The sequence below is a fragment of the Sphingomonas sp. genome, assembly GCF_035758555.1.
Lineage (GTDB): Bacteria > Pseudomonadota > Alphaproteobacteria > Sphingomonadales > Sphingomonadaceae > Sphingomonas_B.
On the sequence record NZ_DASTXI010000168.1, the window covers coordinates 1 to 9771 of the forward strand.

At 67.0% G+C, this 9771-nt stretch carries 9 protein-coding genes; 7 read left to right on the forward strand and 2 right to left on the reverse strand.

All coding sequences use genetic code 11. The annotated features are described in order from the left end of the window. The coding region (locus VFT73_RS09825; RefSeq protein ID WP_326410411.1) for a prolyl oligopeptidase family serine peptidase at positions 1–396 on the forward strand (396 nt) is incomplete at its 5' end. After that, positions 393–794 (forward strand): dihydroneopterin aldolase, encoded by a 402-nt coding sequence (locus VFT73_RS09830; RefSeq protein ID WP_326410413.1) that lies wholly within the window; start codon positions 393–395, stop codon positions 792–794. The genes VFT73_RS09825 and VFT73_RS09830, both read left to right, overlap by 4 nt. On the opposite strand, the gene VFT73_RS09835 is transcribed toward VFT73_RS09830, so the two are convergent. Continuing rightward, the gene (locus tag VFT73_RS09835; RefSeq protein WP_326410415.1) at positions 791–4195 is read right to left on the reverse strand and encodes a peroxidase family protein; all 3405 of its coding nucleotides are present in this window, start codon (positions 4193–4195) and stop codon (positions 791–793) included. The genes VFT73_RS09830 and VFT73_RS09835 overlap by 4 nt on opposite strands. A 262-nt stretch (positions 4196–4457) precedes the next feature. Beyond that, positions 4458–5303 carry a hypothetical protein gene (locus VFT73_RS09840; RefSeq protein ID WP_326410418.1) on the reverse strand — a complete coding sequence of 282 codons (846 nt, stop codon included), beginning with the start codon at positions 5301–5303 and terminating at the stop codon, positions 4458–4460. Between the two features lie 230 nt (positions 5304–5533). On the opposite strand from VFT73_RS09840, the gene VFT73_RS09845 reads away from it, so the two are divergent. From VFT73_RS09845 to hrpB, 5 genes are all read left to right on the forward strand, one after another. Next, positions 5534–6196: an energy transducer TonB gene (locus VFT73_RS09845; RefSeq protein ID WP_326410420.1), complete on the forward strand. Its 663-nt coding sequence runs from the start codon at positions 5534–5536 to the stop codon at positions 6194–6196. A 57-nt stretch (positions 6197–6253) separates the two neighbouring features. Then, on the forward strand, positions 6254–7096 hold the full coding sequence (locus tag VFT73_RS09850) for a MotA/TolQ/ExbB proton channel family protein (RefSeq protein WP_326410423.1): 843 nt from the start codon (positions 6254–6256) through the stop codon (positions 7094–7096). An 85-nt stretch (positions 7097–7181) separates the two neighbouring features. Then, positions 7182–7661, forward strand: a complete 480-nt coding sequence (locus tag VFT73_RS09855; RefSeq protein ID WP_326410426.1) for a biopolymer transporter ExbD — start codon at positions 7182–7184, stop codon at positions 7659–7661. A gap of 12 nt (positions 7662–7673) precedes the next feature. Then, complete coding sequence (locus VFT73_RS09860) at positions 7674–8099, forward strand: biopolymer transporter ExbD (protein WP_326410429.1); 426 nt, start codon at positions 7674–7676, stop codon at positions 8097–8099. Between the two features lie 179 nt (positions 8100–8278). Then, a partial coding sequence (gene hrpB, locus VFT73_RS09865; protein ID WP_326410432.1) for an ATP-dependent helicase HrpB occupies positions 8279–9771 on the forward strand: 1493 nt, incomplete at its 3' end.

Consider the following 9771-nt stretch of genomic DNA (forward strand, 5'->3'; position numbering starts at 1 on the left):
TACATGACGCTGAAGCTGCTGGAGGCTGCGCCCGGAACGTTCGCGGCCGGCGTCGCGGGCGCCCCGGTCACCCGCTGGGAGCTTTACGACACCCATTACACCGAACGCTATCTCGGCGATCCGCGCAAGGTGCCGGAGGTCTATGAGCGTGCCGACGCGCTGCCGAACGCGACGTCGATTCGGGACCCGCTGCTGCTGATCCACGGCATGTCGGACGACAATGTCGTGTTCGACAATTCGACCGCGCTGATGGCGAAGCTGCAGGCGGCGGCGATCCCGTTCGAGACGATGGTCTATCCCGGCTTCGGCCACCGCGTCGCCGGGCCCGGCATCAGCGTCCATCTGTGGACGACGATCGAGAATTTCCTCGATCGCGAGGTGGAGCAGGCGCGATGACCACCCCGCCGCGGATCGACGGGCTCGTGCCGCCGGCGCTTGCCCCGAAGATCTTCCGCATCTTCCTTCAGGATTTCGACCTGCCGGTGGATATCGGCTTCCATGATTTCGAGGTCGGCACGCCGCAGCGGCTGCTGGTCAGCGTCGACGTCCATGTCTCGGCGGAGGCGTTCGCCAGCGAGGACACGGCGGCGGCGGCATGGAACTATGATTTCCTGCGCACGGAGATCCTGCGCATGACCCAGGGCCGCCGTTTCAACCTGCAGGAAACGCTCGCCCGCGAGATCTACGACCTCGTCGCGGCGCGCCAGGGCGTGACCGGCCTGCGCGTCTCGACCCGCAAGCCCGACATCTACCCGGACTGCGCGGGCGTGGGGGTGGAGATCAGCTCCTTCTAGATCACGAAGTCCGACTGGCTGATCAGGCTGGCGCGGCCGAGGCCCGCCAGCAGGATCGTCTGGTCAAGATTGCCGTCGATCGTGACCAGCGTATCCCGGCCCAGATCGGCGATCGAGACCCGGTGCGCGAAGTCGCCCGGCGCGATGCCGAACGCGGTCAGGTCGATCAGATCCTGGCCGCCGCCGCGCTTCGCGTCGAAACGCTCGATCCGGTCTTGGCCGAAGCCGGCGGCGAAGACGAAGCGGTCGTTGCCGTTGCCGCCGATCAGCCGGTCGTTGCCGCCGTCGCCGATCAGCACGTCGCGGCCGCCGCGCCCGTCGATCAGGTCGGTGCCGTCGCCGCCTTCCAGCCGGTTGGCGCCGCCGGTCCCGCGCAGCGAGAACTGGCCGATGCCGGAATAGTCGCCGACATAGGTGGCGTTCTCGATCGTCCCGCCCACGGCATAGAAGCTGCCATAGCCGACGCGCACCGTGTCGTTGCCGAAGCCCAGCTCGACGATGCGGTCGCCCGGCTGGTCGATCACATAGGTATCATCGCCAAAGCCGCCGATCAGCAGGTCCGCGCCGCCGCCGCCGTCCAGCAGGTCGTCGCCAAAGCCGCCGTCGAACAGGTTGGCGCCGTCGTCGCCGGTCAGGCTGTCGTCGAACCGCGTGCCGACGACGTTCTCGACATTGTCGATCACCGTCCCCTGCACATAGCCGCCAAGGCCCGGGATCGGCGTCAGCGCGGTCCGCAGGTCGATCGTGACGCCCGCGTCGGAGTCCTTCAGGTCCAGCGTGTCGACGCCGTTGCCGCCGTCGATCATGTCCGCGCCCGGCCCGGCGACGATCAGGTCGTTGCCGTCACCGCCGGACAGGAAGTCCTTGCCGTCCATTCCGCGCAGCAGGTCGTTGCCGTCGCCGCCCAGCAGATTGTCGTCGCCGTCGTTGCCGGTCAGCACGTCGTTGCCGTCCTCGCCATAGGCGAAGACGCCGCGGTTGCCGCCGCCCGCCTCGATCCAGTCGTCTCCGGATTCGCCGTGCAGCGCATCGAGTCCCGGGCCGCCATACAGCCGGTCGTTGCCGCGGCCGCCCCAGATCGTGTCGTCGCGGGCCGTGCCGGTGATGGCGTTGCTCAGGTCGTTGCCGACGATCGAATAGACATGATCCGGCACCACTGCCGTGGCGCTCATGTCGCGATTGCGTTCGCGCGCGCCCAGGTCGACTTCCTCCGCCACCTTGAAGATCGAATAATGCAGGTGGTCGAGCCCGGTGTTGCGGGCAACGATGTCGGAGAAATGCTGCGAGTTGATGTCCGCCAGCAGCAGCGGATCGTCCTTCAGCTGGTTGAAATAATAGAAGCGGTCGCCTTCCTGCAGCCGGTCCAGCTGCTCCTGGAAGATCCAGGTGAAGGTCGATCCCATCTGGCTGGCGCCGACCGGCGCCTCGGCCAGCCCGCCCACGAACAGGTCGACATCGTTCACATGGATGTCGTCCTCGCCATAGGTCGCCTTGAACAGCGCCAGCAGCGACGCCTGCTCCTCCGGTGTGCCGCGCAGGTGCGCGCCGAAATCGGCCCAGCTCTCGTATGGCGTCAGTATCGGCACCTGGTTCGCGCCGACCGAGACGTAATTGGAGCTCTGTCCAGCCTGCGCGAGCAGGCTGCCGTCTTCGGAAATCGCACGCCGGAAGTCGTTCAGCGTCGAAATGCCGAGTTCGCGCCCGCGCTCGATGTTCGCCGAATAGAGGTCGAGCGGAATGCCCAGCAGCTTGGACCGGATCACCTCGACAACCTCGGTGTCGATGCGCTGGTGCGCTGCGCCCAGCTCGCCGCCGATGATCGCGGCGGCGCCGCCGACGCCGCCGCTCCTCGCATCGTCCCCCGCGTACATCGTCGGATTCAGGAAGGCGTCGAACAGCGGCACGTCCTGGACGTGCCCGTCCTCGTCCTTGAACGGGATCGTTTCGTTGATCATCGAATGGCCGACCCGGTACATCGCGCCCGCGAACTCGTCGGAAATCGCCGGATTGACGTCGGGATTATAGCCGGAAAAGCCGTGCGAGGGGCCGGGGATCGGCCCGGACATGGCCTCGGCGAATTCGGTGAAGACGACGCGCTGATACTCGGCGTTCTGGATGACCTTGGCCGCTTCGAACACCTGGTCGTCGGTCCATTCGGGATGCGCGGCGTGGATCAGCTCCGCCTGGAAATTCGCCTCGCGGTGCCACACCGCATGGACGGCAGTCAGCGCGACATTCTCGTTCGCGCGGTGATCGCCGGCGATATAGTAGGACAGCAGGTCGCCCAAAGTGAAGCTGGCGTTCGGCTGGCCGTCGGGCCCCAGCGGCGACGCGAGGCCGTCATTCTTGTCGCCCAGCAGGATCGAATGATCGGGGCCGACATCGTTGAAGTCGACGAACCCGGCCATGCCTTTCAGCTGCGTCCAGGCGTCGCCGTTGCTGAGCGTCCCGTGCGAAACCTGGGCCAGCAGATCGTCGATCGCGCTGCGGGAGACTCCGTTGTTGACCAGCACGTCCTTGTAAGTCGCGAGATCGCCGCGGGACACGCCGTCCGGGCCGACCTCGCTGGCGCCGTCCAGCAGCCGATAGGTTTTCACCCACCCGCCCTGGCCGTCGGAGATCAGGTTGCCGTGCGCGTCGCGTGCGCTTTCGCGCAGCAGGTAAGTCACGGCGTCCGACGAGCCATAGGTCTGGCTCTGCTCGACGAACGGCGCCGTGCGATTGACCGCGGCCGTGCCGGCGGCGTTGTCGAGCTTCGGCGTTCCGTCCGGATTCCGGGCGACGCTGCCGTCCGGGTTCAGTTCGTAGCGCCCGGCGCGGCTGCCGATCAGGAAGTCGAATCCCGGCGGCGCATTCTGCAATTCCTCGAGCAGATTGTCGGTGGGATCGATCTGGACCGGTGGCAGGCCCTGCGCCGCGCGAATCGCGTCCAACCGCGCCTGTGCCGCCGCGATCTGGTCGTTCATGTCGGCGATCGGCAACAGGTCGGCGCCGCCGCCGCGCGCGTAGAAATCGAGGCCGTGGTCGAAGAACTGGCCGAACGACATCAGGAACAGGTTTTCCCCGTACGGATTCGGCACGCTGATCGTGTTCCCGTCGCCGTCGAGCGGCTGCTGGCCGATCACGTCGCTGACCAGCCGCGGATTGGGCAGGGCGGAATGCCCATCGGCAGAGGTGACGCGGATGCCGTTGACGGTGCCGTCCTCGAAATCGAGCGGCGTCAGCCGGACGAAGGGCTGGTCGGCGCTGCCCCACCAGGCGCGCCCGGCGGCCTGATTGTTGCCGTAGCCGCTGATGCTGCGGACGCCGCCGCTATCGACGAGGTTGTAGAGGAAGGTGTAATCGTCGTCGCGAAGCTGGATCGTGGAGGCGTTCTGCCCCCTCGGCTGTGCTCGTCCCATTCCACACCCCCTTTGGCGGAATCATGGTCAGCGCGCCGAGACACCCGGACGGGTTCGAATCTTCGTTCGTTGCGGAAGACTTTTAAAGCCGTTCGGCCGCTCCCGATTGGATGGAAGCGACATGCTGCGACCGGCTGGCTGGGTTGGGCATGTATTGGCTACCGTCACCCCGGCCTTGAGCCGGGGTCCCGCTGCCTTTCACAAAAGAAGAAGAAACGGGATCCCGGCTCAAGGCCGGCATGACGATGACTCGTGTGAGTTCTTAACGAGCGGTCAGCGGGTGCGTCCGTGTGCAGGGGCCGAGTTGCTCCAGCACGAAGCCATAGTCGCTGCGGGCATCCTGGGCCGGTCCCTCGCTCAGGTCCGCGATCGCTTCGGCGGGAAGCTCGCGCGGCAGCCCGCAGGCGAGGCGGTACCAGAGCAGGCTGTCCTTGGGCGGCGCCTTGGCGGCCTGGTCGACGATCTCGCCGAGCGCGACCGACCATTGCCGCTGCTGTCCAGGGCGGCTGAGCACGCTGATCGAAATCGGCCGCTGCTCGCGGGTGGACAGGAATATCTGCGTCTCGCCCTCGCCTGGAATGGTGCCGTCGACATGGAACGCGCTGGTGATGCCGGTAATCGGCGGCGGCGCGTCGGGGCGGAGCGCCTCGGTCAGAATCGCGCGAACCTGCTGCTCGACTTCGGGCGTGAGCGGCAGCTGCGCATCGGGCGCGATCAACTGCAGCTCGCCCGGCTTGCCCGGTACCGGGCGTGCAAGCAGCAGCACCTGGGTATCGTCGAGGTCCGGCACCCGGCCCTTCGCATTCAGCGGCACGTCGACCAGATAGCTCAGGTTCGGCGATATCCCGCCGGCACCGCGAATCAGCGTGTCCGCGGTCGCTTCGACATAGAGTCGCGCATGGCCGGGAGCGACGCCTGGCGCCCGTTCGGGCTTCAGCCGAATCGTATCCGATATTGTCGCGATAACCGCGACTGGAGCGATCAAAACGCGGTCTGCGAGGTCTGCATAGCTGTAGTCGAGAGGGGGTGCCGGCGTTTGCGCGGGGCTGTCCACCGCTGTCAGCAGCACCGATGCCGTAACGGCAATCAAGAGAGGGATACGCTTCATTTCTCGCGCGTTACAGCCTTACGGACCGGTACCGCTACTCTAAAAATCCCGCTGTGGGACCGCAGGTTCCGCAGCGGCGACAAAGCGTTTGCGTCATGAAAGCCTGAGCGATAGATAGCCGGGCTTCTGCCTAATCAATAGAACAACAGGGGCGGATGGATTGCACTGCGGCATCCGGGTCGGCGCTCCCTTCGCTCCGGCCGTGCCGAGAGAGGGAGATTCATTACTGAATGGCCTACGCTGACAAACAAGGCTTGAACGGCAGCAAGGTCGCGTCGATCGTCATCGTGATCGTGATCCACGCGCTCCTTGGCTACGCGTTCGTGACCGGCCTTGCGTTCAACGTCATCAAGAAGGTCGCGACAGACCTCAAGACGTTCGACGTGCAGGAGGAGCCGCCGCCCCCCGAGGAGCCGCCGCCTCCGCCCCCGCCGGAGCAGAAGGTTGAGCCGCCGCCCGTTGTGACCCCGCCGCCGATCGTGCAGGCGCCGGTCGTGCAGGCGCCGGTCATCATCTCGCGTCCGACCCCGCCACCGGTCTTCGTGCCGTCGCCGCCTGCGCCTCCGCCTCCGCCGCCTCCGCCGGTGCCGACGGTGTCCAAGGCTGCTTCTGCCCGGGGCGACCCTTCGCGCTGGTTCACCACCGACGATTATCCGCCGCGCGCATTGCGTGAAGGTGCCGAGGGTACGGTGCGCATCGCCTGGGACATCAACGTCGAAGGACGCGCGGAAAATTGCCACGTCGTCTCGTCGAGCGGAAATGAAGACCTGGACGAGGCATCGTGCCGCGTGATCCTGCGCAAGGGCCGCTACAAGCCCGCGCTCGATCAGAACGGCAACCCGATCAAGGTGACCAACCAGCAGCGGACCGTTCGCTGGCAGATTCCGAAGTAATGGCGGTGCTGCCCAGTGCAGCGTCGGATGTCTGAACTATTCTAGAGGATTTATCGCATGATCACTCAAATCGCTTTCCTGCAGGAGGCCGCATCGGCCACCGCAACCGCCGCGAAGGGCGAGAACCCGTACGGCCTGCTCCCCGCGCTCGAACAGGGCGGTGTCATTGCCTGGTCGGTGTTCCTGATCCTGGTCGGCATGTCGATCTTCTCCTTCTACATCCTGTTCACGAAGCTGTTCGAACAGCAGAAGATCATCAACCAGGGCCGCAAGATGCGTACCGGCTTCTGGAACATGACCAGCCTGAAGGAAGGCGCGAACAAGCTCGAGAAGAACTCGGCCTATCGCCAGATCGTCGATGACGCGCTGGTTGCGCAGGAGCAGCATGGCAAGCTGACCGATCCGGTCGAGGCGCATGACTGGATCCACGGCTCGATCAACCGCAGCCAGGGCCTGATCAACTCGAAGCTCGGCTCGGGCCTCGCGTTCCTCGCCACGGTCGGTGCGACCGCGCCGTTCATCGGCCTGTTCGGTACCGTCATCGGCATCTACCGCGCGCTGATCAAGATCGGCTTGGCCGGCCAGGCGTCGATCGACGCGGTCGCGGGTCCGGTCGGTGAGGCGCTGATCATGACCGCGCTCGGTCTGGCCGTCGCCGTGCCGGCGGTGCTTGCCTACAACTGGCTGCAGCGCCGCAACAAGTCGATCGCGGAAGACCTCGCGGCCTTCTCGAACGACGTGCTCGGCTATGTCATGTCGGGCGGCAACGTGAAGCCGTCGAACCTGCGTCCGGCGACTGCGCCGGCGGGTGCGTCGACCAAGCCGGCGGCCACGACGGCCAAGCCGGTGACCGGTTCGACGACCGCGGGCCAGACCGGCGGCGTGCCGAACAAGGCCTAATGACGGACTGGCGGGCGCTTCCCCTTCTCAGGCGCCCGCCACCCACCGCCGGACCCCTTTCGGCGGCAAGACAGGACAGGATCCTATGGCAGTTGCAGTCGGGGGCGAAGACGAAGTCCCCATGTCCGACATCAACACGACGCCCCTCGTGGACGTCATGCTGGTGTTGCTCATCATCTTCCTGATCGCGGTTCCGGTCGTGATCCAGACGGTGCCGGTCAAGCTCCCGAACGTGCGCTTCGACCCCACCACCACCAAGCCGGAGAACGTGTCGCTGACCGTGCGCGCCGAAGAAGACGGGTCGTGCGGCGTGTACTGGGGCATGACCAAGGTCAACGCTACCGAGCTGCTCAACCGGGCCGTCGCCAAGCTGCGGCGCGAGATCGAGCGTCAGGGCGGCGTCAACGCGCCGGGCCTGGAGCTTCCGGAAGCGCATATCCGCGGCGACATCAATACGCCGTACCGCTGCATCGGCGGTGCGATCTACACGATGCAGCTGGCGGGCTTCAGCCGGGTCGGATTCATTTCCGAGCCGCCGCCGGGCAGCAATGTCCAGCGCCTGTAAGGAGTAGTCCTCATGGCAATGAGTGGTGGCCGCGACGATGGCCAGCCGATGATGGAAATGAACACGACGCCGTTGATCGACGTCATGCTCGTGCTCCTCATCATGTTCATCATCACCATCCCGGTGCAGACGCACGCGGTGAAGATCGATCTGCCGGTCAACAGCGACCAGAACAATCCGCCGCCGATCGATCCGATCAAGAACACGGTCTCGGTCGATCCGGCCGGCACCGTCACCTGGAACGGCACGCCGATCGACATGGTGACGCTGCGTCTCTACCTCGAGCGTACCCGCGCGATGAGCCCGGAGCCGGAGCTGCACGTGCAGCCCGATCCCCAGGCCCGCTACGCAGTGGTCGACAACGTGCTTGCGATCATCAAGCGCTCGGGCGTGACCAAGATGGGCTTTGTCGGCAACGAGCAGTATCGCGCGTTCTGACGATCGCCTGATCGAAACGGAAAGGGCGGGGCCGCAAGGCTCCGCCCTTTCTTGTTTGGTGAGCTGAAGCTCGCTCGTCCTGAGCGGAGCGCGCAGCGCGTAGTCGAAGGGCGGGGCTCCGCGTTCAGGGCGAGCGAAGAGGTTCTCATTCGCGGCGTTCGCAACTACCTCTGCCGCTCGTGACCGATCTCCCCATCCTCGCCGTTCTCCCCGACCTGCTCGCCGCGCTCCGCGCCGGCAGCAGCGCGGTGGTCGTCGCGCCGCCGGGCGCCGGCAAGACGACCGCGATCGCGCCGGCGCTGCTCCGCGAGTCCTGGTGCACGGGCGAGGTCCTGCTGCTGTCGCCCCGCCGCATCGCCGCGCGCGCCGCAGCCGAGCGGATGGCGCAGCTGGCGGAGGAGCCGGTCGGCCGCACCTTCGGCTACGCCACGCGCATGGACACGAAGCGCTCCGCCGCGACGCGCGTGATCGTCCTGACCGAAGGCATTTTCGTCAGCCGTATCCAGGCGGACCCGGAGCTTGCCGGCGTCTCCGCGGTGCTGTTCGACGAAGTGCACGAACGCAGCCTCGACAGCGATTTCGGCCTCGCTCTCGCGCTCGATGCGCAGGCGGCGCTGCGCCCGGACCTGCGGCTGGTCGCGATGTCGGCGACGCTGGACGGCGCCCGCTACGCCGCGCTGATGGACAATGCGCCCGTGATCCGGAGCGAGGGCCGTTCGCACCCGCTCGAGCTCCGCTATCTCGGCCGTTCGCCCGAGCTTCGGATCGAGGATGCGATGGCGTCCGCCATCCGTGGCGCCCTCCGCAACGAGGACGGCGGCATCCTCGCTTTCCTGCCCGGTGTCGCCGAGATCGAGCGCACCGCCGAACGGCTCGGCCCGCTCGCCGATAGCGTCGTCGTGCACAAGCTTCACGGCCAGGTCGATCCGGCGGCCCAGCGCGCCGCGATCGCGCCCGCGGGCCCCTGCCAGCGCAAATTGGTGCTCGCCACCTCGATCGCGGAGACCAGCCTGACCCTGGACGGCGTCCGCATCGTCGTCGATTCCGGCCTTGCCCGCCGGCCGCGCTACGACCGTGCGGCGGGCATGACGCGGCTGGTGACCGAACGCGCGAGCCAGGCCGCAGTCACCCAGCGCGCCGGCCGCGCCGCGCGCCAGAGCGCCGGTGTCGCCTATCGGCTGTGGGAGGAAGCCGCGACCGCCGGCCTGCCGCGCTTCGACCCGCCCGAAATCCTGGAAGCCGATCTCTCGCCCTTGCTGCTCGCCGCCGCCATCTGGGGCGTCGCCGACCCGCGAAGCCTGCGCTGGCTCGATCCTCCGCCGGATGCGGCCATCGCCGAAGCGCGCGCCCGTCTCATTGCGCTCGGCGCGCTGGATGGGGAAGGCCGCCCCACGCCGCACGGCCGCCGCGTCGCCGAGCTGCCGATGCCGCCCCGCATCGCCCATATGCTGATCGACGCGGAGCGATTGGGCATGCTTTCGCTCGCATCGCACGTGGCCGTGCTCCTCTCCGAACGTGGTCTCGGCGGCACCGACGCCGATCTGGAGCTGCGCCTCCAACGCTGGCGCAGCGACCGCGGCAAGCGCGCGGAGGCGGGCAGGGGACTGGCGAAGCGGTGGGCGGCTATGATCTGCAAACAGGACGACCCGCTCGTCCCGAGCGAAGTCGAGGG

What these genes read in the sequence shown, in the direction of transcription:
- VFT73_RS09830 (WP_326410413.1), top strand. Translation starts at nt 393, where the DNA reads ATGACCACCCCGCCGCGGATCGACGGGCTCGTGCCGCCGGCGCTTGCC.
- VFT73_RS09835 (WP_326410415.1), bottom strand. Translation starts at nt 4,195, where the DNA reads ATGGGACGAGCACAGCCGAGGGGGCAGAACGCCTCCACGATCCAGCTT.
- VFT73_RS09840 (WP_326410418.1), bottom strand. Translation starts at nt 5,303, where the DNA reads ATGAAGCGTATCCCTCTCTTGATTGCCGTTACGGCATCGGTGCTGCTG.
- VFT73_RS09845 (WP_326410420.1), top strand. Translation starts at nt 5,534, where the DNA reads ATGGCCTACGCTGACAAACAAGGCTTGAACGGCAGCAAGGTCGCGTCG.
- VFT73_RS09850 (WP_326410423.1), top strand. Translation starts at nt 6,254, where the DNA reads ATGATCACTCAAATCGCTTTCCTGCAGGAGGCCGCATCGGCCACCGCA.
- VFT73_RS09855 (WP_326410426.1), top strand. Translation starts at nt 7,182, where the DNA reads ATGGCAGTTGCAGTCGGGGGCGAAGACGAAGTCCCCATGTCCGACATC.
- VFT73_RS09860 (WP_326410429.1), top strand. Translation starts at nt 7,674, where the DNA reads ATGGCAATGAGTGGTGGCCGCGACGATGGCCAGCCGATGATGGAAATG.